Source organism: Pseudomonas sp. D8002, assembly GCF_013385695.1.
Classification (GTDB): domain Bacteria; phylum Pseudomonadota; class Gammaproteobacteria; order Pseudomonadales; family Pseudomonadaceae; genus Aquipseudomonas.
The window spans coordinates 20,593-44,740 of sequence record NZ_JACAPM010000007.1; the positions used below are offsets into that span (position 1 = coordinate 20,593).

General features: G+C 61.6%; 23 protein-coding genes. 15 read left to right on the forward strand and 8 right to left on the reverse strand.

Annotation, left to right across the window (positions count from 1 at the left end; genetic code table 11):
• Positions 1-41: 41 nt before the first annotated feature.
• The 3 genes from feaR to paaY form a co-directional block, all read right to left on the reverse strand.
• Positions 42-956 carry a transcriptional regulator FeaR gene (feaR, locus tag HX807_RS04755; protein WP_177049428.1) on the reverse strand — a complete coding sequence of 305 codons (915 nt, stop codon included), beginning with the start codon at positions 954-956 and terminating at the stop codon, positions 42-44.
• 76 nt (positions 957-1,032) lie between these two features.
• A complete protein-coding gene (paaX, locus tag HX807_RS04760; RefSeq protein WP_003208883.1) occupies positions 1,033-1,956 on the reverse strand; it encodes a phenylacetic acid degradation operon negative regulatory protein PaaX in 924 nt (307 codons plus the stop codon).
• A 61-nt stretch (positions 1,957-2,017) separates the two neighbouring features.
• Positions 2,018-2,608 carry a phenylacetic acid degradation protein PaaY gene (paaY, locus tag HX807_RS04765; protein ID WP_177049382.1) on the reverse strand — a complete coding sequence of 197 codons (591 nt, stop codon included), beginning with the start codon at positions 2,606-2,608 and terminating at the stop codon, positions 2,018-2,020.
• 361 nt (positions 2,609-2,969) lie between these two features.
• On the opposite strand from paaY, the gene paaG reads away from it, so the two are divergent.
• From paaG to HX807_RS04830, 13 genes are all read left to right on the forward strand, one after another.
• The gene (paaG, locus tag HX807_RS04770) at positions 2,970-3,761 is read left to right on the forward strand and encodes a 2-(1,2-epoxy-1,2-dihydrophenyl)acetyl-CoA isomerase PaaG (RefSeq protein WP_177049384.1); all 792 of its coding nucleotides are present in this window, start codon (positions 2,970-2,972) and stop codon (positions 3,759-3,761) included.
• A gap of 14 nt (positions 3,762-3,775) precedes the next feature.
• Positions 3,776-4,225, forward strand: a complete 450-nt coding sequence (paaI, locus tag HX807_RS04775; protein ID WP_008431049.1) for a hydroxyphenylacetyl-CoA thioesterase PaaI — start codon at positions 3,776-3,778, stop codon at positions 4,223-4,225.
• Complete coding sequence (pcaF, locus tag HX807_RS04780) at positions 4,218-5,429, forward strand: 3-oxoadipyl-CoA thiolase (RefSeq protein WP_177049386.1); 1,212 nt, start codon at positions 4,218-4,220, stop codon at positions 5,427-5,429. The genes paaI and pcaF overlap by 8 nt, the downstream gene beginning before the upstream one ends.
• 101 nt (positions 5,430-5,530) lie before the next feature.
• On the forward strand, positions 5,531-6,856 hold the full coding sequence (paaK, locus tag HX807_RS04785; protein ID WP_177049389.1) for a phenylacetate--CoA ligase PaaK: 1,326 nt from the start codon (positions 5,531-5,533) through the stop codon (positions 6,854-6,856).
• 413 nt (positions 6,857-7,269) lie between these two features.
• The gene (gene paaA, locus HX807_RS04790; protein ID WP_003208897.1) at positions 7,270-8,259 is read left to right on the forward strand and encodes a 1,2-phenylacetyl-CoA epoxidase subunit PaaA; all 990 of its coding nucleotides are present in this window, start codon (positions 7,270-7,272) and stop codon (positions 8,257-8,259) included.
• Positions 8,260-8,286: 27 nt separating this feature from the next.
• Positions 8,287-8,568: a 1,2-phenylacetyl-CoA epoxidase subunit PaaB gene (gene paaB / locus HX807_RS04795; protein WP_003208899.1), complete on the forward strand. Its 282-nt coding sequence runs from the start codon at positions 8,287-8,289 to the stop codon at positions 8,566-8,568.
• A gap of 8 nt (positions 8,569-8,576) precedes the next feature.
• Positions 8,577-9,338 carry a 1,2-phenylacetyl-CoA epoxidase subunit PaaC gene (paaC, locus tag HX807_RS04800; RefSeq protein WP_003208901.1) on the forward strand — a complete coding sequence of 254 codons (762 nt, stop codon included), beginning with the start codon at positions 8,577-8,579 and terminating at the stop codon, positions 9,336-9,338.
• Positions 9,325-9,858, forward strand: coding sequence for a 1,2-phenylacetyl-CoA epoxidase subunit PaaD (gene paaD, locus HX807_RS04805; RefSeq protein WP_003208903.1), 534 nt, complete (start codon positions 9,325-9,327; stop codon positions 9,856-9,858). Before paaC ends, paaD begins: the two co-directional genes overlap by 14 nt.
• Positions 9,859-9,891: 33 nt before the next feature.
• Positions 9,892-10,968 carry a 1,2-phenylacetyl-CoA epoxidase subunit PaaE gene (paaE, locus tag HX807_RS04810; protein WP_003208905.1) on the forward strand — a complete coding sequence of 359 codons (1,077 nt, stop codon included), beginning with the start codon at positions 9,892-9,894 and terminating at the stop codon, positions 10,966-10,968.
• Between the two features lie 161 nt (positions 10,969-11,129).
• On the forward strand, positions 11,130-11,438 hold the full coding sequence (locus HX807_RS04815) for a DUF485 domain-containing protein (protein WP_003208907.1): 309 nt from the start codon (positions 11,130-11,132) through the stop codon (positions 11,436-11,438).
• Positions 11,435-13,081: a cation acetate symporter gene (locus tag HX807_RS04820; RefSeq protein WP_003208909.1), complete on the forward strand. Its 1,647-nt coding sequence runs from the start codon at positions 11,435-11,437 to the stop codon at positions 13,079-13,081. The genes HX807_RS04815 and HX807_RS04820 overlap by 4 nt, the downstream gene beginning before the upstream one ends.
• Before the next feature lie 29 nt (positions 13,082-13,110).
• Entirely contained in the window at positions 13,111-15,165 is a 2,055-nt protein-coding gene (gene paaZ / locus HX807_RS04825; RefSeq protein ID WP_177049391.1) for a phenylacetic acid degradation bifunctional protein PaaZ, read from the forward strand.
• Positions 15,166-15,422: 257 nt separating this feature from the next.
• Positions 15,423-15,974 carry a GNAT family N-acetyltransferase gene (locus HX807_RS04830; protein WP_177036940.1) on the forward strand — a complete coding sequence of 184 codons (552 nt, stop codon included), beginning with the start codon at positions 15,423-15,425 and terminating at the stop codon, positions 15,972-15,974.
• Between the two features lie 2 nt (positions 15,975-15,976).
• Here HX807_RS04830 and HX807_RS04835 read toward each other — a convergent pair whose 3' ends face one another.
• From HX807_RS04835 to HX807_RS04855, 5 genes are all read right to left on the reverse strand, one after another.
• A complete protein-coding gene (locus HX807_RS04835) occupies positions 15,977-16,990 on the reverse strand; it encodes a GNAT family N-acetyltransferase (protein WP_177049393.1) in 1,014 nt (337 codons plus the stop codon).
• Positions 16,991-17,004: 14 nt separating this feature from the next.
• On the reverse strand, positions 17,005-17,838 hold the full coding sequence (gene tauD / locus HX807_RS04840) for a taurine dioxygenase (protein ID WP_003208917.1): 834 nt from the start codon (positions 17,836-17,838) through the stop codon (positions 17,005-17,007).
• A gap of 2 nt (positions 17,839-17,840) precedes the next feature.
• On the reverse strand, positions 17,841-18,827 hold the full coding sequence (gene tauA, locus HX807_RS04845; RefSeq protein ID WP_177049395.1) for a taurine ABC transporter substrate-binding protein: 987 nt from the start codon (positions 18,825-18,827) through the stop codon (positions 17,841-17,843).
• 165 nt (positions 18,828-18,992) lie between these two features.
• Positions 18,993-19,862 (reverse strand): oxaloacetate decarboxylase, encoded by an 870-nt coding sequence (locus tag HX807_RS04850; protein ID WP_003208921.1) that lies wholly within the window; start codon positions 19,860-19,862, stop codon positions 18,993-18,995.
• A gap of 142 nt (positions 19,863-20,004) precedes the next feature.
• Positions 20,005-21,132 (reverse strand): alpha/beta hydrolase, encoded by a 1,128-nt coding sequence (locus HX807_RS04855; protein WP_177049397.1) that lies wholly within the window; start codon positions 21,130-21,132, stop codon positions 20,005-20,007.
• Between the two features lie 163 nt (positions 21,133-21,295).
• Between HX807_RS04855 and HX807_RS04860 the strand changes: the two genes are divergently transcribed.
• Both HX807_RS04860 and HX807_RS04865 read left to right on the forward strand, forming a co-directional pair.
• Positions 21,296-22,135 (forward strand): EcsC family protein, encoded by an 840-nt coding sequence (locus tag HX807_RS04860; protein ID WP_003208925.1) that lies wholly within the window; start codon positions 21,296-21,298, stop codon positions 22,133-22,135.
• A 215-nt stretch (positions 22,136-22,350) separates the two neighbouring features.
• Positions 22,351-24,111 carry an EAL domain-containing protein gene (locus HX807_RS04865; protein WP_177049399.1) on the forward strand — a complete coding sequence of 587 codons (1,761 nt, stop codon included), beginning with the start codon at positions 22,351-22,353 and terminating at the stop codon, positions 24,109-24,111.
• Positions 24,112-24,148: the final 37 nt, after the last annotated feature.

Sequence of the window (24,148 nt, forward strand, 5' to 3'; positions counted from 1 at the left end):
AGCAAGCCTGCTCCCACATTTTTGATCGGCGTATCCCCTGATCAGGCGTGTTGTTTGCGGTACTCACCCGGCGCAATGCCGAACCGTGACTTGAACGCCGTCGAAAAATAACTCGAATCCGAAAACCCCCACGAGTACCCCAGCACCGAAAGCTTTTCCTCCACCCTGGATTGGCGCAGGGATTCAGCACACAAATCCAGCCGTCGGTTCTTGATGTACCGCGCCACCACCAGGCCCTTGCGGGCAAAGATCCGGTACAGCCCGCGCACCGACATCCCCACCTCCCGCGCCAGCCACTCGGGGCACAGCTCTTCGGAGCGAATGTGCTGGTCAATGCACTCCAGCGTCTTGCGGAACACCCGCTCATGGGCGTCGCTGCCCTCGCCCGCCTGGCTGATCGCCGGGCGCAGCAGGTTGATGATCGCCTCCAGCGTCGCCTCGCTTTCCTGCAAGGTCAGGTTGTCTTGCCGGGTGGCCTCCAGAATCAGCTGCCGGGACAGCATCGCCATCGGCGACGCCGCCTCGATCCGGTGCCCGCATTTGACCGGGTTGAAACGCGAGGTCTGCTCCACCAGGTACGACGGCAGGATCAACGACAACTGCCGCGAATTCTCGCTGTAGGTGAAGTCGCTGGGGTGCGCCGCATCGATCAGGGTAATGTCGCCGGCGCGCAACAGCGCCTTGCTGTCACCCTGGGCCATGCCGGCCGTGCCGTCGAGCTGGAACACGGCAAAGTACTTGCCGCCCTCGCCCGCCGCGATTTGGCTGGAGGTACGAAACAGCCGCGCCTGGCAGGCGTCGACAAAGCTGAGTTTCAGCGCGCCGCTCTGGTACTCGCGGATCTGCCCGGAAAAACCATCCCCCAGGATCTGCCCATCGAATGCGCCACAGATCTGATTGATCTGATGGATCCATTGGTCGAACCCATCACAGCGCTGTGCAATTGAAGACATAATGTTCAGGCCTCACGCAGGCTTATTTTTATTCTCTACGCCACATTACTCCACCCGTTCTCCTGAACAGCGTCGCTCCTTATTTCAGGCCTCCGAACCGCCGGTAAAAGCTTTCGCCAACGTCCGGCAACGGGCCGTCGGCAGTTTCCAGCGCGCTGTTCAGCCATTCCTCGGCCTTGGCGTAGATCAACCGGTAAATATTGCGGCACAACTGGCGGGCGGCGCGGCCTTCCCAATCGCCGGGAAGCAATTCATCGGGCAATTGCGGGTCGCGCAGCAGCAGTTTGCGGTACTCATGAATAAGCAGGACCCGTGCCAGGAAACAATCCGCAGGCTGTAGCTGTTCCTGCTCGCGAAGCGCTTGCCAGAGCGGTCGGAACAGTTGGATGAACTCGCTGTAATGGGCCGCCAGCTCCTCGATGTTCCAGCTCTCGCGCACCTGCACCCGCAGGGCCTTGGAGGCCAGTACATCCTGGGCGGTGGTTTCGAAGACGATGGTGTCTTCCTGGGCGCCGAGGTCGAGCAAGGTGGCGTTGACGTCGGCGCGGTCGCTGCGTGGGCAGGCCAGCACGGTCGGGGCAATCGCACCAAAACCTTGCCACTCCAGCTCTTCACGCACTTGTTTGCGCTTGTCCTGGGTCAACTGCGTGAGCATCACCAGGCACCACGAGCCATCCCATGCCGGCACGCTGGAGCTGTAGACCCGCTTGAAGGCCTTGTCGAAACGCCGACGCCCGGCACCGGTCAGGCTGTAGTAGCTGCGGCGCCCGACTTTTTCGGCGGTCAGCCAGCCTTCCTTGGTCAGGCGGAAGATCGAGGTGCGGATCAGCCGTTCATTGATGCCGATGGGTTCGAGCAACTGGATCAGGCTGCCCAGCCACACCGTCCCGCCGTGGGGTTCGATGGCGTCCCCGTACAAGGTGATGATCAAGGAACTGGCGCGAATCGGCGTCTGCTCCTGGAAGCGGGTAATCAGTTGGTTCAGGGGTGTCAGTGACGACATGGGCGTACCGAGGCAAAAAGAGAAAATATACCGTTTTTAGCGGCGTCGGGATGCAGGCAATTCATCTGCCCTTGGGCCGCAGGCCGCTGTCGCTGATGCGTGGGCGATCGGCTTCCGGTGCGCTCAGGGGTGGGCATTCCTGCATCTGCTCCAGGCAACGCTGAGCCAGGCGCTGGTATTCACGGGTGCCGGTTTGTTTCCAGTGCACCTCTTCATCACTGAGGCTGCGCTTGACGCTGGCCGGCGCGCCCATCACCAACGACTGCTCAGGGCACTCGAAACCGGCTTTGACGAACGCCGCCGCCGAGACGAATGAGCGAGCGCCGATACGGGCGTTGTCCATCACCACCGCATTCATGCCCACCAGCGCATCGGTGCCGATCCGGCAACCGTGCAGCACGGCGCCGTGGCCGATATGGCCGTTGCGCTCGACCACCGTATCGCTGTCCGGGAAGCCGTGCATCACACAGGTGTCCTGCAGGTTGGCGCCTTCTTCGAGGACGATGCGCCCGAAGTCGCCGCGCAAACTCGCCAGCGGCCCTACATAGCAATGGGGGCCGATGATCACGTCGCCGATCAGTACCGCCGAGGGATGGACGTAGGCCGTGGGGTCGACCACCGGGGTCAGGCCGTCGAGGCTGTAGCAAGTCATGGGGATTCCTTTTATGGCGTATTCGCAAAGCGATGCCGATCTTGGCTTATTTTGTATCACATCATTTTTACAAGCACAAAGCTGAAAAAGCGTATCGCTTGAATCATGTGTCGCCGTGGCTTGATACGGGGCCGCTGATAATCGACGTAAAGCCAATAAAATAGGGGATTTATCAGGTATTTACCGACCAGCACAGCGAGCAGTTCATTTTCATCAAACTCAAAACAAGACACACCAAATCAATTTTATCGTTGCATTTATGTATCACGTTAAAGCTATACTCCGGCAAAACCGGCTGACCACGCCGATCCAATAATGAGCCGGCTGACCGCCGAGCGTGCACCGTGAGGGCCTCACGACCATGAACTTCGAACACATCCTGTTTTCCATCGAGGCCGGCGTCGCCCTGCTCAGCCTCAATCGCCCCGACCAGCTCAACAGCTTCAACACGCAGATGCACGGCGAAGTCCAGCAGGCGTTGAAGCAAGTCCAGGAAAACCCCGACGTGCGCGTGCTGCTGCTGACCGGTGAAGGCCGCGGCTTTTGCGCCGGGCAAGACCTCAGCGACCGCAACGTGGCACCCGGCAGCGCGGTGCCGGACCTGGGCGAATCCATCGAGAAGTTCTACAACCCGCTGATCCGCCAACTGCGCGACCTGCCTTTGCCGGTGATCTGCGCGGTCAACGGCGTGGCGGCCGGTGCCGGCGCGAACATCCCGCTGGCCTGCGACCTGGTGCTGGCAGCACGCTCGGCGAACTTCATCCAAGCCTTCTGCAAGATCGGCCTGATCCCCGATTCCGGCGGCACCTGGACCCTGCCGCGCCTGGTGGGCATGGCCCGCGCCAAGGCGCTGGCCCTGCTGGGCAACCGCCTGAGCGCCGAGCAGGCCGAGCAATGGGGCCTGATCTACCGCTGCGTGGACGACGCCGAATTGCGCAGCGAAGCCCTGACCCTGGCCCGCCACCTGGCCACGCAACCAACCTACGGCCTGGCGCTGATCAAGCGCAGCCTGAACGCCAGCCTGAGCAACAGTTTTGACCAACAGCTGGAGCTGGAGCGCGACCTGCAACGCCTGGCCGGGCGCAGCGAGGATTACCGCGAAGGCGTCGCCGCCTTCATGGAAAAACGCAGCCCAAGCTTCAAGGGCCGCTGAAAGGAGCGCACCACATGACCAACCATGAAGCCATGAACCTGGCCAACCAGTGCGCCCAGGCCATGTTCAGCCGCGATGCCGCCAGCCAGGGCATGGGCATGCGCCTGCTCTCGGTGGCGCCGGGTTGCGCACGACTGGGCATGAGCGTGCGCGCCGACATGATCCAGGGCCACGGCACCTGCCACGGCGGCTACCTGTTTGCGCTGGCGGACTCGGCATTCGCCCTGGCCTGCAACAGCTACAACGACGCCACCGTGGCGCTCGGCTGCAGCATCGACTACATCGCCCCGGCCCACCTGGGCGACACCTTGAGTGCCGATTGCCGCGAGCAAAGCCGCTCGGGTCGCACCGGCAACTACGACGTCCGTATCGAAAACCAACTGGGCCAGCTGATTGCGCTGTTCCATGGCAAATCCTACAAAGTGCGCGGCACGGTGCTGGCGCAGGAGAATCCGAATGAATGACGCCTTGATCATCGACGCAGTCCGCACCCCGATCGGCCGCTACGCCGGCGCCTTGAGCAGCGTGCGCGCCGACGACCTCGGAGCGGTGCCGCTGCGCGAACTGCTGCGCCGCCACCCGCAAGTGGACTGGAGCAGCGTCGACGATGTGATCTACGGCTGCGCCAACCAGGCCGGCGAAGACAACCGCAACGTGGCGCGCATGTCGGCGCTGCTGGCCGGGCTGCCGGTGAGCGTGCCGGGCACCACCCTCAACCGTTTGTGCGGCTCGGGGCTGGACGCCATCGGCAGCGCGGCCCGGGCGATTCGCTGTGGCGAGGCTGGCTTGATGCTGGTGGGCGGCGTGGAATCGATGTCCCGTGCGCCGCTGGTAATGGGCAAGGCGGAACAGGCGTTTTCTCGCGATGCGCAGCTATACGACACCACCATTGGCTGGCGCTTCGTCAACCCGCTGATGAAAAAGGCCTACGGGATCGACTCGATGCCGGAGACCGCTGAAAACGTCGCCGAGCAGTTCAATATCTCCCGTGCCGACCAGGACGCGTTTGCCCTGCGCAGCCAGCAACGTGCAGCCGCCGCCCAGGCCAGCGGGCGCCTGGCCAGGGAAATCGTCGCGGTGCAGATCCCCCAGCGCAAAGGCCCGGCCAAGGTGGTGGAACACGACGAACACCCCCGCAGCGACACCACCCTTGAGCAACTGCAGAAACTTGGCACGCCATTCCGCGAGGGTGGCAGCATCACTGCCGGCAATGCATCCGGGGTCAACGACGGCGCCTGCGCCCTGCTGCTGGCCAGCGCGGAAGTTGCCAAGCGTCACGGCCTGGTCGCCCGCGGCCGGGTGGTGGCGATGGCCACCGCCGGCGTGGAACCGCGCATCATGGGCATCGGCCCGGTGCCGGCGACCCGCAAGGTGCTGGAACTGGCCAACCTGAGCCTGGCGGACATGGACGTGATCGAGCTCAACGAAGCCTTCGCCGCCCAGGGCCTGGCGGTGCTGCGCGAGCTGGGCCTGGGGGACAACGACCCACGGGTGAACCCCAACGGCGGCGCCATCGCCCTCGGCCATCCACTGGGGATGAGCGGCGCACGGCTGGTAACTACCGCCCTGCATGAATTGGAGGAACGTGGCGGCCGCTACGCCCTGTGCACCATGTGCATCGGCGTGGGCCAGGGCATCGCGCTGATCATCGAGCGCCTGTCCGACTAAAGATTCGCGATTCCCGGGGAGCCTAGCGGTATCCTTGGGGCATGCACTCAAAGCCCACGGTGTGCGGTGGGCTGATACACAAAAATAATTCGAGTGAACTCATGAACATGCCTATTCCAAACGCCGTGCTTAACCCTGTGCTGGACCCGCTGGAAACCGCCAGCGTCGACGAACTGCGCGCCCATCAACTGGAGCGCCTGCGCTGGAGCCTGCGCCACGCCTACCAGAATGTGCCGCTGTACCGTCAGCGCTTCGACGCGCAGGGGGTGCACCCGGATGACATCAAGTCCCTGGACGACCTGGCCAGGTTCCCGTTCACCACCAAGGGCGACCTGCGGGACAGTTACCCCTACGGCATGTTTGCCGTGCCGATGAACGAGGTGGTGCGCCTGCATGCGTCCAGCGGCACCACCGGCAAGCCGACGGTAGTGGGTTACACCCAGAACGACATCGACACCTGGGCCAATGTGGTGGCCCGCTCGATCCGCGCGGCCGGTGGGCGGCGTGGCGACAAGGTGCATATTTCCTATGGCTACGGGCTGTTCACCGGCGGCCTTGGTGCCCACTACGGCGCGGAACGCCTGGGTTGTACGGTGATTCCGATGTCCGGCGGGCAGACGGAAAAACAGGTGCAACTGATCAAGGATTTCCAGCCGGACATCATCATGGTCACGCCCTCGTACATGCTGAACATTGCCGATGAAATCGAGCGCCAGGGCATTGATCCACAGAAGCTGGCGTTGCGACTGGGGATCTTTGGGGCCGAGCCGTGGACTGCCGAGCTGCGCAGTGCAATCGAGGCGCGACTGGGGATTACGGCGCTGGATATTTACGGGCTGTCGGAAATCATGGGGCCTGGGGTGGCCATGGAGTGTGCGGAAACCAAGGATGGCCCGACCATTTGGGAGGATCACTTCTACCCGGAGATCATCGACCCGGTGACGGGTGAGGTGCTGCCGGACGGGCAGATGGGTGAACTGGTGTTTACCTCCTTGAGCAAGGAGGCGCTGCCGATGATTCGCTACCGCACCCGGGATTTGACGCGGTTGCTGCCGGGGACTGCGCGGCCGATGCGGCGGATCGACAAGATCACCGGGCGCAGTGATGACATGCTGATCATTCGCGGGGTTAATGTGTTTCCCACGCAGATCGAGGAGCAGGTGCTTAAAATAAAACAGCTTTCAGAGTGTTATGAGATACATCTGTATCGTAATGGCAACCTGGACAGTGTGGATGTGCATGTGGAGCTCAAGGCTGAGCATCAGCACCTCAATGATGAACAACAGAAAGCCGTTTCCAGCGAACTGAGCAGGCACATCAAGACGTATATCGGGATCAGCTCGCGCATCGTTTTGCAGCCGCTGCATTCGATCAAGCGGTCTGAGGGCAAGGCTTGCCATGTGATGGATCGTCGCCCTAAGGCATGACTGCTGCACCTTTTTGGCCCCGCATTTGCGGGGCTTTTTTTTGCTCGTTTTTTGGGGTGGGGGGTAGAGCACCAGCAAAATCAAAGGCGCACACGGTTCAAATGTGGGAGCGGGCCTGCTCGCGAAGGTCGTTAACGATGACGCGGGCATCCTGATTCAACGCGGCGCACTCAGGTTCTTCGCGAGCAAGCCCGCTCCCACATAAAGCGGCCCTGTTTTTTGCCTACTGGCCCTGCTTACCACGATGACCGGGAACCCTATGCCGCCGTTACCGTAGCGACAGATATCTGCTCCCTTCCCGCAAAGCGATACAAAATCAAATAACGACACGTAATTTTGTGTTTGATATTAATTTCCGTATCGCTTATAAAGTCCTCCATGCCTACGACAAAACACAAGGCGGGAGACCCCCCATGTACGCACAGCTTGTAGAAACCGGAGTAAAGCGCATCAAGGACCTCTCCGAGATGTCCGACCAGGAACGCGCCTTCCAGGAAAAAATCGACGCCGAAATCAAGATCGAAGCCAAGAACTGGATGCCCGACGCCTACCGTCAAACCCTGATCCGCCAGATCTCCCAACACGCCCACTCGGAAATCGTCGGCATGCTGCCCGAGGGCAACTGGGTCACCCGCGCCCCCACCCTCAAACGCAAGCTGCAACTGATGGCCAAGATCCAGGACGAAGCCGGCCACGGCCTGTACCTCTACAGCGCCATGGAAACCCTGGGCGCCGACCGCGACGAAGAAATCGCCAAGCTCCACAGCGGCAAGGCCAAGTACTCCAGCATCTTCAACTACCCCACCCTGAACTGGGCCGACATGGGCGCAGTAGGCTGGCTGGTAGACGGCGCCGCCATCGTCAATCAGGTGGTACTGCAGCGCACCTCCTACGGCCCCTACTCCCGGGCCATGGTGCGCATCTGCAAGGAAGAAAGCTTTCACCAGCGCCAGGGCTACGAACTGCTGCTGACCATGATGCGCCAGGGCACCCAGGCGCAAAAAGACATGGTCCAGGACGCAATCAACCGCCTCTGGTGGCCATCGCTGATGATGTTCGGCCCCAGCGACGAACACTCCCCCAACAGCGCCCAGTCCATGGCCTGGAAAATCAAGCGCCAGAGCAACGACGAACTGCGCCAGCGCTTCATCGACCAGACCATCCCGCAGCTGGAGCTGCTGGGCTGCACCTGCCCCGACCCGGACCTGAAGTGGAACGCCGAACGCGGCCATTACGATTTCGGCGAGATCCAGTGGAGCGAGTTCTACGAAGTGCTCAAGGGCAACGGCCCGTGCAACCAGGAACGCGTCGCCACCCGCCGCAAGGCGATTGAAGACGGTGCCTGGGTACGCGAAGCCGCCGTCGCCCACGCCCGTAAAAAACAGAACAAGAACGCCGCCTGATCGGCCACCTGATGTGGAGTCACCGTTATGTCTGAATGGACCCTGTTTGAAGTCTTCGTGCGCAGCAAGCACGGCCTGAATCACAAGCATGTGGGCAGCGTGCATGCCGCCGACACCACCATGGCCATCGAGAATGCCCGGGAGCTGTACACCCGCCGCAGTGAAGGCGTGAGCCTGTGGGTAGTGCCTTCCGCGCTGATCACCGCCTCGTCGCCGGACGAGAAAGACCCGCTGTTCGACCCGGCCGATGACAAGGTCTACCGCCACGCCAGCTTCTACGAGTTGCCGGCCGAAGTCGGGCATATGTGAGGTCGACCATGAACCCTGAAACCGATCTGATCGAATACCTGCTGCGCCTCGGCGACAGCGCCCTGATCCAGGGCCAACGCCTGTGCCAGTGGTGCGGCCATGCGCCGGCGCTGGAAGAAGAACTGGCGCTGATGAACGTCGGCCTCGACCTGGTGGGCCAGGCGCGCAACTGGCTGGAATACGCCGCCGAGCTGCTGGACGACGGGCGCGACGCCGATCACCTGGCCTTCCGCCGGGATGAGCGGGCCTATCGCAACCTGCTGCTGGTGGAACAACCCAATGGCGACTACGCGGTGACCATCCTCAAGCAATTCCTGTATGACGCCTGGCACTTGCCGGTGTTGAGCGGCCTGGCCCAATCCAGCGACGAACGCATCGCCGGCATCGCGGCCAAGGCGGTGAAGGAAGTCACCTATCACCTGCGCCGCTCCGGCGAGTGGGTGGAGCGCCTGGGAGACGGCACCGAGGAAAGCCATAAACGCATGCTCGCGGCGATCCCCGAGCTGTGGCGGTTCACCGTGGAACTGACCGGCGCCGACGACAGTGAACAGCGCCTGCACGCCGCCGGCATTACGCCGGACGCCGCTCAGGTTGCCGCAGCGTGGCAGACCCAGGTCAGCGAAATCTTTACCAGCGCCACCCTGCCCCTGCCGCCTGCTGCGAGCTATTTCTACCTGGATGCACGCCGCGGTTTGCACAGCGAGCACCTGGGAATTTTGTTGGCGGAAATGCAGTTTTTGCCCCGAGCGTACCCCGATGCAACCTGGTGAACTGATCGCCAGCGACCAGGGCGCACGCCCGGCGCAACCCACCGACCTGGCTGCCGCGTGGGCCACCCTGGCGCAGGTCATGGACCCGGAAGTGCCGGTGGTGAGCGTGGTCGACCTGGGCATAGTGCGCGACCTGGACTGGCAGGCCGGCCACTTGCATGTGGTGGTCACGCCGACCTACTCCGGCTGCCCCGCCACCGAAGTGATCGAGGGCGACATCCGCGATGCATTGGAGCTGGCAGGTTTCCGCGCGCCGCAACTGGAACGCAAGCTGACCCCGGCCTGGACCACCGACTGGATCACCAGCAGCGGCCGCGAACGCCTGCGGGCCTACGGCATCGCACCGCCCCAAGGCAGTAGCAGCAAACGCAGCCTGCTGGGAGAAAGCCCGGTGATTGCTTGCCCGCAATGCGGCAGCACCCACACCGAAGTGCTCAGCGAATTCGGCTCCACCGCCTGCAAGGCGCTGCACCGCTGCCGCGATTGCCTGGAACCGTTCGACTATTTCAAGTGCATCTGAGGGGCCAGCGGCCCGCTTGGTTGGAGAACAACAATGAGCAAATTTCACAGCCTGACCATCAAGGATGTGCGCAACGAGACCCGTGACGCGGTGTCCATCGCCTTCGAGATTCCGCAGCACCTGCAAGACAGCTTCCACTTCACCCAGGGCCAGCACCTGGTGATGCGCACCCAGCTGGATGGCGAGGAAGTGCGCCGTTCCTATTCGATCTGCACCGGGGTCAATGACGGTGAACTGCGCATCGCCATCAAGCGCGTGGCCGGTGGACGGTTCTCCGCCTTTGCCAATGAGCAGCTCAAGGCCGGGCACAGCCTGGAAGTGATGCCGCCCGCCGGGCATTTTCATGTGGACCTTGATCCGGCTCGCCACGGCCATTACCTGGCAGTGGCGGCCGGCAGCGGTATCACGCCGATCCTGTCGATCATCAAGACCACCCTGCAAACCGAGCCCCACAGTCGCGTGACGCTGCTGTACGGCAACCGTTCCAGCTCCGGCGCGCTGTTTCGCGAACAGCTCGAAGACCTGAAGAACCGCTACCTGCAGCGCCTGAACCTGATCTTCGTGTTCAGCCGCGAGCAGCAGGATGTCGACCTCTACAACGGCCGCATCAATGCCGAGAAGTGCGAGCAACTGTTCTCCCGCTGGCTCGACGTGAAAGCCCTCGACGCGGCCTTTATCTGCGGCCCGCAGGAGATGACCGAGACCGTGCGCGACAGCCTCAAGGCCAAGGGCATGGCGCCGGAGCGCATCCATTTCGAACTGTTCGCCGCCGCCGGCAGCCAGCACAAGCGCGAGGCCCGCGAAGCGGCGCGGCAAGTGGATGCGGCGGTCAGCCAGATCACGGTGATCAGCGATGGCCGCGCCCTCGCCTTCGACCTGCCCCGCAACACTCAGAGCATCCTCGACGCGGGCAATGCCCAGGGCGCCGAGCTGCCGTATTCGTGCAAGGCCGGCGTGTGCTCCACCTGCAAATGCAAAGTCATCGAAGGCGAAGTGGAGATGGACAGCAACCACGCCCTCGAAGACTACGAAGTGGCCGCCGGCTATGTGCTGTCGTGCCAGGCATTCCCGGTCAGCGACAAGGTGGTACTGGATTTCGATCAGCTTTAAGGACACACCGCTCCCCTGTAGGAGCGAGCTTGCTCGCGAAGATCGTTAACGATGACGCGGGTAGCCTGAATCAACGCGGCGCCCTCAGGTTTTTCGCGAGCAAGCTCGCTCCTACAGGACGCAGGTTTAACCACAACAACAATAAAAAGGAGCACACCACCATGACCCCCGACGATATCGAGCGCATCCGTCGACATCCCGATTTCATCCAGTTGGTACGCCGCAAACAGAACCTGTACTGGTCGCTGTCGCTGATCATGCTGGTGATCTATTTCGGGTTTGTGCTGTTGGTGGCGTTCTCCCCGGCTACCCTCGGGCAGTCGTTGAGCGGTGGCGTGACCACCGTGGGCATGCTGGTGGGTGTGGTGATTGTGCTGCTGGCGTTCGCGCTGACCGGCTTTTATGTGTACCGCGCCAACCATGTGATCGACCCGCTGAACGACAAACTCAAGCAGGAGTGCACAGCATGAGCCGGCTGGTAGCGTGGTTTCTCCTGCCGCTGGCATTGGCCACGGACCTTGCAGTCGCCGCCGACGGCGCATCCCGGCCACTGAACTGGAACGCCATCGGCATGTTCCTGGTGTTCGTGCTGTTCACCCTCGGCGTGACTCGCTGGGCCGCCCTGCGCACCCGTTCCGCCAGCGACTTCTACACCGCCGGCGGCGGCATGAGCGGCTTCCAGAATGGCCTGGCGATTGCCGGCGACATGATCTCGGCGGCGTCATTCCTCGGCATCTCGGCGATGATGTTCCTCAACGGTTATGACGGCCTGCTCTACGCCCTGGGCGTGTTGGCCGGCTGGCCGATCATCCTGTTCCTGATCGCCGAGCGCCTGCGCAACCTGGGCAAGTACACGTTTGCCGATGTGGTGTCCTACCGCCTGGAGCAGACCCCGGTGCGCCTGACCTCGGCCTTCGGCACCCTGACCGTGGCGCTGATGTACCTGGTGGCGCAGATGGTGGGCGCCGGCAAGCTGATCGAGCTGCTGTTCGGCATCGACTACCTGTACGCGGTGATGCTGGTGGGCGTGCTGATGGTGTTCTACGTGACCTTCGGCGGCATGCTCGCCACCACCTGGGTGCAGATCATCAAGGCGGTGATGTTGCTGTTCGGCACCACCTTCATGGCATTCATGGTGCTCAAGCACTTTGGTTTCAGCACCGAGGCGATGTTCGCCGGGGCCACCGCCGTGCATGCCAAGGGCAGCGCGATCATGGCGCCGGGGGGCTTGCTGTCGAACCCGATCGATGCGATTTCCCTGGGGCTGGGCATGATGTTCGGCACCGCCGGGTTGCCGCATATCCTGATGCGCTTCTTTACCGTCAGCGACGCCAAGGAAGCGCGCAAGAGCGTGTTCTACGCCACCGGTTTCATTGGCTACTTCTACCTGCTGCTGATCATCGTCGGCTTCGGCGCCATCGTCATGGTGGGTACTGACCCAAGCTTCCGGGATGCCAACGGCGCGATCATCGGCGGCGGCAACATGATCGCCGTGCACCTGGCACAGGCCGTGGGCGGCAACCTGTTCCTCGGGTTCATTTCGGCGGTGGCCTTCGCGACCATCCTGGCCGTGGTCGCCGGGCTGGCGTTGTCCGGCGCGTCGGCGGTGTCCCACGACCTGTATGCCTGCGTGATCCGCAAGGGCCAGGCCAGCGAGCAGCAGGAAATCCGCGTGTCGCGCATCGCCACGCTGTGCATCGGCGTGCTGGCGATCATCCTCGGCCTGCTGTTTGAGTCGCAGAACATCGCGTTCCTGTCCGGCCTGGTACTGGCAATCGCCGCCTCGGTGAATTTCCCGGTGCTGTTCCTCTCGATGTACTGGAAGGGCCTGACCACCCGTGGCGCGGTGACCGGCAGCCTGGCGGGACTGGTCTCGGCCATCGTGCTGCTGGTGCTGAGCCCGGCGGTGTGGGTCAACGTACTGCATTACGACAAGGCGCTGTTCCCCTATTCCAACCCTGCCCTGTTTTCCATGAGCCTGGCGTTTTTCAGCGCCTGGGTCTTTTCCGTCACCGACCGCTCGCCCCGCGCTGCCGTTGAACGCGGGCGTTACCTGGCGCAGTTCATTCGCTCCATGACCGGCATTGGTGCCGCAGGCGCCAGCAAACACTAACTCTCATTTTCCAACCCGGAGGAATCGTGATGTCTCACGCCCCTACCCTGCAAAGTTTTATCGCTGGCCGCTGGATCGGCCAACACGGCGCCCAGGTGCTGCGCAGCGCCATTGACGGCCACGAGCTGGCACGCACTCACGAGGAGCGCCCGGACTTCGCCGAAGCCATCGAACACGGGCGCCGCCAGGGTGTCAGCGGGCTGATGGCCCTGGATTTCCAGCAGCGGGCCCAGCGCCTCAAGGCCATCGCGCTGTACCTGAGCGAGCGCAAGGAACAGCTCTACGCCCTCTCCCACCACAGCGGCGCGACCCGTGCCGACAGCTGGATCGATATCGAAGGCGGCAACAGCACGCTGTTCACCTACGCCAGCCTGGGCTCGCGGGAATTGCCGTCGGGCAATATCGTCCACGAAGGCCCGGCGATGCAGCTGAGCAAGCTCGGCAGCTTTGCCGGCACCCATATCCTGGTGCCTCGTGGCGGCCTCGTGGTGCACATCAACGCGTTCAACTTCCCGATCTGGGGCATGCTGGAAAAATTCGCCCCGAGTTTCCTGGCGGGCATGCCATGCATCGTCAAGCCGGCCAGCGCCACCAGCTACCTGACCGAAGCCGTGGTGCGCCTGATGGACGAATCCGGCCTGCTGCCACCCGGCAGCCTGCAACTGGTGATCGGCAGCACCGGCGACTTGCTCGACCGCCTGCAAGGCCAGGACGTGGTGACCTTCACCGGCTCAGCCGACACCGCCGCCAAGCTGCGGGTCAACCCGAACCTGATCCGCAACTCGGTGCCGTTCAACGCCGAGGCCGACTCGCTGAACTGCGCGATCCTCGCCCCGGACGTAAGCCCGGACGACGAAGAGTTCGAGCTGTTCATCAAGGAAGTCGCCCGGGAAATGACCACCAAGGCCGGGCAGAAATGCACCGCCATTCGCCGCGCCATCGTGCCGGCCAAACATATCGACGCCGTCGCCACCCGCCTGCGGGACCGCCTGAAAAAAGTTGTGGTGGGCGACCCGTCGGTGGAAGGCGTGCGCATGGGCGCACTGGCCTCCCACGACCAGCAGAAAGACGTGGCCGAACGCCTGGAAAGCCTGTTGCAGAGCAGCGACATGCTGTTCGGCGCCCGCGACGGCTTTGAACCCCGCGGTGAAAACGTCAGCCAGGGCGCGTTCTTCGCCCCGACCCTGCTGCAAGCCCGCGACCCGCATGCGGAAGGCGGCGCCCACGACATCGAGGCCTTCGGCCCGGTCAGCACGCTGATGGCCTACGACGACCTCGACGAAGCCCTGGCCCTGGCCGCACGCGGCAAAGGCAGCCTCGTCGCGAGCCTGATCACCAAAGACCCGCAGATCGCTGCCAAAGCCATCCCGGTGGCTGCCGCGTGGCACGGCCGCCTGCTGGTGCTCGACCGCGAATCCGCCGCCGAATCCACCGGCCACGGCTCGCCCCTGCCGCAACTCAAGCACGGCGGCCCGGGCCGCGCCGGTGGCGGCGAAGAACTCGGCGGCTTGCGCGCCGTGAAACACTACCTGCAACGCGCAGCAGTACAGGGCTCACCGACCATGCTGGCGGCGGTCACCCGCGAGTACGTACGCGGCGCCAAGGTCATCGAGACCGAAGTGCACCCGTTCCGCCGCTTCTTCCAGGACCTGCAGATTGGCGAATCGCTGCTGACCCACCGCCGCACCGTCACCGAGGCCGACCTGGTGAACTTCGGCTGCCTGTCGGGCGATCACTTCTACATGCACTTCGATGACATCGCCGCCAAGGAATCGCAATTCGGCAAACGCATTGCCCATGGTTACTTTGTGCTGTCGGCGGCGGCCGGGCTGTTTGTGTCTCCGGCACCGGGGCCGGTGCTGGCGAACTACGGGCTGGACACCCTGCGGTTTATCAACCCGGTGGGCATTGGCGACACCATCCAGGCGCGGCTGACCTGCAAGCGCAAGATCGACCAGGGCAAGAAGAGCCCCCAGGGCATTCCGCAAGGCGTGGTGGCGTGGGATGTGGAGGTGACCAACCAGTTGGGTGAGCTGGTGGCCAGTTATGACATCTTGACGTTGGTGGTCAAACGCGAGGAGTGAGTGCTGAGACCAATGTGGGAGCTGTCGAGCCCCGGCGAGGCTGCGATGGGATCACCGCGCCGTACCTGCCAGACCGCGGCGCCTGCACCGCAGCCTCGCTGGGGCTCGACAGCTCCCACAGTTGGTCTCAGTTGATCTCAGTTGATCAGGAGCGTGTATTCGTATCCCGTGACGCCCTGCGTCACCACTGAACAGATTGATTTTTTATTCCGCACGACACACCTTAGCGAATCTTTTTCCAAAAGGTGACGCCCGCAGTGTCCGATTTTCCGACGCTCAAAACCGAACGCCTGACCCTCAGAGAACTTACACAGGAGGATGCGGTGGGGTTGTTTGCGATTCATAGCGACGCTGAAGCAATGAAGTGGTTCGGTGCCGACCCAATTACCGAGCCTCATCAAGCGGAGCAACTGATCGAGCTGTTTGCCAGTTGGCGCACCTCACCCAATCCGGGGATTCGCTGGGGGATTGAAGACATAGCCACGGCAGCGCTGATCGGTACCTGTGGTTTCTTCAAATGGAATCGTATGTGGCGCAGTTGTGCCATCGGGTTTGAGATGGCGCAATCGGCACAGGGACAGGGGCTCATGAAGGAGGCGGTTTACGCCGCCCTTCGATGGGCGTTCCAGCACATGGAACTCAACAGGATCGAGGCGCTGGTTCATCCTGACAACGCTCGGTCACTGAACCTGCTTGAGAAAGCCGGGTTCGTGCGTGAAGGAACGTTGAGGCAGGCGGGTTACTGGAACGCAGCTCATCAAGACCTGGTTCAGCTTTCGCTGCTGCGTGGGGAGTGTGAGTACCTTTAGTGTCAGCGCGCGGTCCGGCGGTAAACCAGCGTATCGCGTACGCCGAAGTACTCGCAGCGCCGCGCACCTTGAAGGGTTTCCACCCATTCAAACCCCGTTGCCTCAGCCAGTCGTTGACTGGATATGTTCGCCGAAGAAGTGGTCAGGCGCAGTGTGTGCCCGCTCAACTGCGAAACCAGAGCGGTCAATGCCTCCCTCATCAGCCCATGACCGGCGTGTGCCTGATTGCCCCAATAGCCAACTTCGTAGCTGTGAATCTCATCGGCCAGCGGCAGCAGGCCGATACAGCCCACCAATGCCTGGGGATCGTCGCGAGATAACAGGAAATACCGTTTCTCCCCGACAGGCGCATCGAAGTCTTTGGCCGCGCGCTGCAGGCTTTCCTGCGTGTCCTCCAGCGTCCAGTGCGGCTTGCTCCATACGAGAAACCGGCGGTGCAGTGCGTAGCTGGCGTTCAAGGCATCGGCGAGTTTTTCAGCGAGCGCCACATCAGGCGCAACCAGGGTCATCCGATCAGTTTGCAGGGTTGTGGGCAGCGGCGCCTGCTGTTCAATGGTTTGCACCCACACGAATCCTTCGTCTTCACTGGGTGGCTCGAGCATGCTGAACACGCTTTTCAGCGCGTCCTCCGGCACCTTTTTGTCAGCATTGCGTTGGGCATTTCGCGATAACGCCAGCTCCAGCGGTGCGCTCACCAGGATGCCGATCACCGGGACTGCATAGTCCCTCGCGATGGACAGCAGCTCCTGCCGATGACGCCGCGCCGGCAAAGCAGCATCGAAGACGATTGCGCCGTGCCCCAACCGCTCAAGGTTTTCCGCCACCCAGCGAGACTTGCCCGCCCCCTGCACGCCCATGACCACGTACACATGAGTGCCCTTTGCCGCCTGTGACAGCTCTTGCCTCAACCGCGCATACGCGAGCTGCCATGCCTGTCGATTTCGTTCAGGCGTGAATTCCCTGCCGAACTCGGTTTCCAGATAGTCGTCAGGGTTGATCACCAAGGGCAAGTCCATCGACCGATCCTCCATCAAAAAGGCACGTCGCCCAACATCGTCGCGCGGTGCATCACCCGCCTTTGCGGTCGGTAATCATCAATCGCGTAATGCTGGGTAATGCGGTTATCCCAGAACGCTACATCATTCGCCTTCCATCGCCAACGCACGGTGAATTCCGGACGGCTCACGTGGCTGAACAATAACCGCAACAACGCATCACTTTCCGCCGCCTCAAGCTCATTGATCCGCGTGGTAAAGCCTTCATTCACAAACAACGCCTTGCGCCCGGTGGCAGGATGCGTCCTGACCACCGGGTGTGACAGCGGCGGGTGATCCTTCCGGGCTTTTTCGTAGCGCGCCAATGCTTCGGGCGTGCTGCCGAAGCGCTCGGTGGGAAATGATTTGGTCAATTCGTGGGTGGCGGTCAGGCCGTCGAGCAGTTGCCTGACGGGGGCCGATAACCCTTCAAACGCAGCCACGCCATTGGCCCACAACGTATCCCCGCCGAACGCAGGCACTTGCCTGGCCGCCAACACAGAGCCCATCGCCGGTGCGGCGAGGAAGGTCACATCGGTGTGCCAGATGGCGTTGTCGCGGACATCGGTCACGGCGGTGTCGATCAGCAGCAATTCCGGGTGCCGGTCAACGTGCGGGTAAATCGGATGCCGGTGCAAATCACCAAACCGCGCGGCAAATGCCACGTGCTGCCCGGGGGTAATGGCCTGGTTACGGAAGAACAACACCTGGTGCTGCAGCAGTGCTTGCTCCACCCAGTCGTGTTGTTGATCCGTCAGAGGCAGGGCCATATCCAGCCCCTCAACCTCCGCGCCGATGGTAGGGCCAAGGGGATGAAGCGTCAGGCCCATGATTATTCTCCGATGAACTTGTCGCTGACGAAGGCAGAATAGTCAGGCAGGACCTTTTCGATTTTTCCCTGCTCTTTCAGAAATTCGGCGGTCTTGCCGATTTCCCTGGCGGTGCCACCGGCGAGGTATTGCGCGCTTTTTTGTTCGGCGGCCGTCGGGAACGACGAGCCTTCGAGCAGCTCGGGAATGTCCGCAGCGTTGGCGCCTGTGAGTCGGGCGATGCTTTTCACGGGGGCAGAATCAGCGGTCCAGTCTTTTTTATGCGCGGCGTAATCGGCAATCGCCGCCAGGCTGACCCTGGCAAAATCGGCAACGACCTGCGGATTCTTTTCAGCGAAATCCTTGCGCGCTACCCACACCTCAAAGGTCGGGGCGCCCCAGTTGGAAACTTCGGCAGCATCCGTGAGGATCTTGCCGGTCTTACGGATTTCACCCAGGGCAGGCGACCAGGTAAACGCCCCGTCGATATCGCCGCGGGCCCAGGCGGCGGTGATTTGTGCCGGTGTCAGGTTGACGATGTTGACTTTGCGCGGGTCCAGGTTCCAGTGCTTCAGCGCACCCAGCAGGCTGTAATGGGAGGTCGACACAAAGGGCACGGCGATGGTTTTACCGATCAGGTCATCAGGGGTCTTGATCCCGCTGCCGTCGCGAACCACCAGGGCCTCGGAACTGCGAATCTGCGCGCTGACAATGAACGCCACCAGCGGCATGTTTCGCGAAGCCGCCGCGGCCAACGGGCTGGAACCCAGGTTGCCGATCTGCACATCACCGGAAGCCATGGCGGCCAGGACGGCCGGGCCCGCGTCGAATCTGCGCCAATCGATCTTCTGGCCGATACCTTTTTCATATTCGCCATCGGCGATGGCGCGTTTGATCGGGTCGATGCCGTTGATGTAGCCGATGGTGAGGTCAGCGGATTGAGCGCTTAGGGAGAGGACAGCGAGGCCCACGGCCGAGAGGAGGTTGCGGGCCAGTTTCAGCGTGTTCATTTTTATAGATTCCTGAGCGGATAAGACTTGAACAGCGCGGACTCCGGCTCTCCAAGGGTCAACTCAGTTAGATGATATTGATCTATAAAAAATAAAATAAATAATTTTATGGAATTAGCTTAGAGCTTCTGCAGGAGCGATCAAGCTCGCTCCTGCAGGGTCATGTCACTCTTGGACATCCATGAACTCTTTGGCCCAGCTCACGTAGGTGTCGGGGAACGTGTAGGTGTGGGTCAGTTCGCTGGCGGTCAGGTTTGACGTGCTGCGCGTCAGGTTGCGCTGTTCGCGAAGGCTGTCGTAGGTGGCCTTGATCGAGGCGAAGTACGCGCCGTGGCCGGCAACCACAATCCGCACACCCAATTTGGCCAGGCGTTCGTTGTCATTGAGATGCGGGTTGGCGTAGGTCACCAGCATCAACGGCACCGTCAGGCCTTCGGCGATCTGTTCAAGGTGGTCGAAGTCACGGACACCCACCATGCAGATGCCGTCTGCACCAGCTTCTTGATACGCCTTGGTGCGATGGATAACGTCTTCCACTGGCAACACGGCGGCGTTGGTCCGCGCGATGATCGAAAGCTGCGGATCGACCCGGGCCTCCAGGGCCGCCTTGACCTTGCCCACGCCCTCTTCCGTGCTGATGAGGTCGGTGGATTTGCGCCCGAACTGCGCGGGCAGCAGGGTATCTTCAATGGTCAGCGCAGAGACGCCAGCACGCTCCAGTTCCTGGACGGTGCGCATCACGTTCAGTGCATTTCCGTAGCCGTGGTCGGCGTCGGCGATCACCGGAAGCTGCGCCACCCGGCCGATGCGGGTGGCCTGCTCGACGAACTCACTCAGGGTAATCAGCGCGAAGTCCGGTGCAGCCAGGACCTGTAATGACGCCACCGAGCCTCCCAGGATGCCGACTTCGAAGCCCAGGTCTGCAGCGATCCTGGCGGACATCGGGTCGAACACCGAGGCGGTGTGAAAGCAGTGTTGGGAGGCCAGCAGCTCGCGAAACGAGCGCCGTAGATCCTGGTGGGAAATTTTCGACATGTTCACTCCTCACTGTCGCCGTATACGCGGGAACGACCAGTGCCAATTCAAAAGTAAGGCTAGCGTATCACGCCGGAAAAAGATGGTTGATGACGTTTGAGAAACTTATACATCACGCTTGGCGGGGGGAAGCCCGCCGCCATTACTTCAACCGTCCCGCCTCACCCAGCCAGGTTGACGCGCCCTGTTGCAACCATTCGGTGGCGGCGGGATTGTGTTTGACCCGGCTATCCAGGAACGCCACACCCATGGCCTGAATCGCGGCCACCTGCTTGGGGTCCGGCGCCGGTTCGCCCGCCATCGGGCCGCCGCCGCCAGGTTTGGCGCCGTGCTTGTGCCCCCGCCCCTTGGGCGCGTCGCCAGACGAAGCACTGCCCTTGTCGGCCCTTTTCGCCGGCCGGCTGAACAGCTCGCTCCCGGACAAGGTCTTGTGCGTCGCACTGTTCAACTCCAGCTGAACACTGCCCGCCGCTGTCACCGACTCGCCCAACACCTCTCGCTGACGGTAAGAGCTGACCCAGTTGAACGGGTCTTCATCCTGCTGGCCGGTCATCGACAGCACGGGCGCCGTTATCCGGGCGAACACGTCCGGCCGGGCATCGGCGTCCACATAAGGGCTGAGCAGCAACACCGCCTTGGGTTGAAGCCCGACACCCGGGGTGGCCCCGGGCTCCAACGCCCCGGCGAGTGCCTCAGCGGTCTGCGCGCCAAAATCAAAGCCGGCCACCACCACCTGGTTCCAGTCGATGGCCGCCAGTTGCGCGTCGCCTTTGGCGGCCCGTGCCCGAACTTCGCTCAGGACTTTCTGCAAGGTCGACAGCCTGTCACGCAGGGCGGCGGCGGAGTAATGACTGCTCGCCATCCCGCGAAAGTCGCCATATAACGCCTGCTGCGAGGCAAAGATCGACTGATCATGGGCGGGTTCCTGAACCGACAACACCGCATAACCGGCCTGCGCCCAAGCCTTGCGCCACGCCACCCCGCCCGAGGCCGGCTCACCCAAACCCGGCAAGTAGATAATCAGCGGCAGGCGCTCATGGGTCACCGGTGCCAGCCACGCAACGTTCACCGATTGCTTGTCGAGCTGCCAGGTCGCGCCCCAGCCGGACGTTTCATAATGGGACGGTTGATACGCGGTGCTCAGTTCCTTGTTGACCCGCTCGCTGAATTCGGCCCGCGGGTTTGGCGGATCGCCCGCACACCCCGCAATCAATCCCAGGCTGCCCACCAGGGCGCTCACCGCCAGCCAGTACCGAGGTTGAAGGTTCATTCGATTCACACCGCCGTTCAGTTCAAGGTAACTGGCAGCCTAACCGACCCGCCGGCGAACGCAGCACCCGCGCAGGTAAAGAATGGGTAAAGCGTGACGGCACGATGGCCCTCTTCGCGGGTCTTTGTTTTATCAAAGCCGGAAAAATTTCAAGGAGACGCCTGTGAGCATCAGAGACAATCCCGAGGACTATCAGGATCTCAAGCGGGCCGTCGGTTTACTGGAGTCACCCTCCCTGACGGCCAGGCTGTCCGGCATGATCGGCTCCCCGATTGAAAGCGCGGTAAAGGCATTGCCGGGGGTGGTTTCCAAACGGATCAATGGCGCGGTGGCGGCAGCGCTGCATTCATCCGCCGGCGCGGCGCTGAAAAGCCTGGACAACAGTCCGAGAAAACCGGCCTCGACCCGGCTGCACAAGGCTTTTGCGGCCACCTCGGGCGCCATCGGCGGGGCCTTCGGTTTCGCGGCGCTGTTTATCGAGCTGCCGATCTCCACCACCATCATGATGCGCGCGGTCGCCGACGTGGCGCGCAGCGAGGGTTTCGACCTGGGCGACTTTTCGACCAAACAAGCCTGCATCGAGGTGTTTGCCATGGGTGGCACCAGCCAGGCCGACGATGCAACGGAGACCGGTTACTACATGACCCGCAGCTTCACCACCCAGGCCATGCAACAACTGTCCAAGGAACTGGCGGGGATCGCCGCCAAGCAGGGCTCCAAGGCCATCAGCAGCTTGTCCCCGGGCCAAGCCGGGAAATGGCTGGCGATCCTGATCGATAAAGTCGCGACACGTTTTGGCTTTACCATTTCCAGCAAGTTCGCAGCCCAGGCCGTTCCGGTGATGGGCGCCTTTACCGGGGCGACGATCAATACGCTGTTCACCCACTTCTACCAGGACATGGCGCGGGGGCACTTCATCGTGAAACGGCTGGAAGAGAAATATGGTTTTGAGCCCATCAAGGATGCGTACATGGCCATCAAGGCGGCGCCCCGGGTGAACTAGAAGCGCGGAAATGCCGGAAAAATTTTTAATGCCGTGCATCCACTTCGCTGCCCCGCGCGTACATTCATCCGCAGGGCGCAAGAATTAGGGAGATACGCAGGAAGAGATCACCGGACGCCATACCCTTGAGCTATCTGATGAATAGAAAAACAACATCATAATGATGGCACTGTCTGATACCTTGTTGTACGAACATAACCACTTTGAGGATTGTCATGGGCGAAGGCGCTCCTATTCCGCCGAATGAAATTGAACGGCTAAAAGAGGTCGCGAAATTTTGTCCAACCGACAGCGATAGTGATGATGTATTTGAAAAGATCGTCGAGATGGCGTCTGCCTATTACAACGCCCCCATCGCACTGATTTCAATTGTCGATAAACACCGGCAATGGTTCAGGGCACGCGTGGGAATTACAGAAACGCAGACACCGCGAGAAGTGTCTTTTTGCGCCTACTCTACCCTGGACAACGCCCTGCTGGAGGTGTCGGACGCAACGCTGGATGCCCGCTTTAAAGACAATCCCCTGGTCACGGGGCCGCCGCATATTCGTTATTACGCGGGCGCGCCATTGATCACGGAGGATGGCTTTACCCTGGGAAGTCTCTGCATCATTGATACTGTCCCCCGCCCTCCCATGAGCGAGCGTGACAGTGCAATGCTCAACGACTTTGCCGAGCTGGTCATGATGCGCATACAGGGCATGCGGTCCCGCAACTTCGTAGACCAACCGACTGGGCTATTCAATCGACTCAGGCTTGAGGAAGATATACGTCAAGCGCTTAAGCTTGAAAACGCGTGCCATGTGTACGCAGTTGACATTATCTCGCCGAAGTTTCTCAACGATATTGTAAAGGCCCTGGGCTACAGCTTTGCCGGAGACCTGGTTCTGGCGATCAAATCTCGCCTGCAAAACCTGTTACCCGCGCAGTGCCTGCTTTACAAAATCAGCCCGACGCGGTTTGGCTTCATCCTTGAGGAGAATCAAACCACCGAGCACATCTGCGAAAGTATTCTCAAGGACTTCAGAAAGCCTGTTGAATGCCACGGCATCCCCATCCTCATGCAAGTCGGGATTGGCGTGCTGCCCATTCACCACTCCGGCCAGCAAGACTGGCTGCGCCTGCTGGTGAGTGCGGCAGATGAGGCACGTGACCGCAAGCTGGGCTGGTCTCTTTATGAACCCCAGTTTGATGCAGCTCAACAACGCGCGTTCATGTTGCTGAGTTCGTTGCCGGAAGCGGTCAGCTGCGACAAACAGTTCAGCCTGGTGTATCAGCCCAAAGTCAAACTGCCCTCGGGAAGCTGTGATTCAGTAGAGGCATTGCTACGCTGGAACCATCCGTTGCTTGGCCCCATCAGCCCTGCCGAGTTCATCCCCCTGGCCGAAAAAACCGCGTTGATACCGTCCGTTGGATTATGGGTGCTCAAGGCAATCATCCGGCAAGCTGCAGCCTGGAAAGCACAAGGCGTGCGCCTGCGAATAGCGATGAACATTACCGTCAGCGATCTGGAAAGCTCCGAGTTCGTGGACGCGATGATTCATGAGCTTCACCGGCACGACCTTGACCCTGCCGACTTTGAACTTGAGTTTACCGAAAGCATGTTGATGACCAACCCTGAGGAAGTCATCCGGCAACTGCAGCGCGTTCGGCAGATTGGCATAGAAGTCGCGGTTGATGATTTCGGCACGGGCTACAGTAACTGGGCGTACCTGAAGGAACTGCCGGCCACTACCGTCAAGCTGGATCAATCATTGATCAGCGGGCTGGGCAGCAATCAAAATGACAAGCAGTTGGTTAAAACCCTGATAGGCCTGGCGAAAGGGCTCGGCTACCGAGTCGTTGCCGAAGGCGTAGAAAACCAGGAAATCCTCGACCTCTTGATACAGTGGGGATGTTCCGAAGCGCAGGGCTACCTGATAGCAAAGCCCATGACCGCAACGGACCTGGAAACCTGGATAAGCCCAGGCCGCTAGCGAATAGGCCCACAGCGTGGGCCTGTAAACGTCAGGC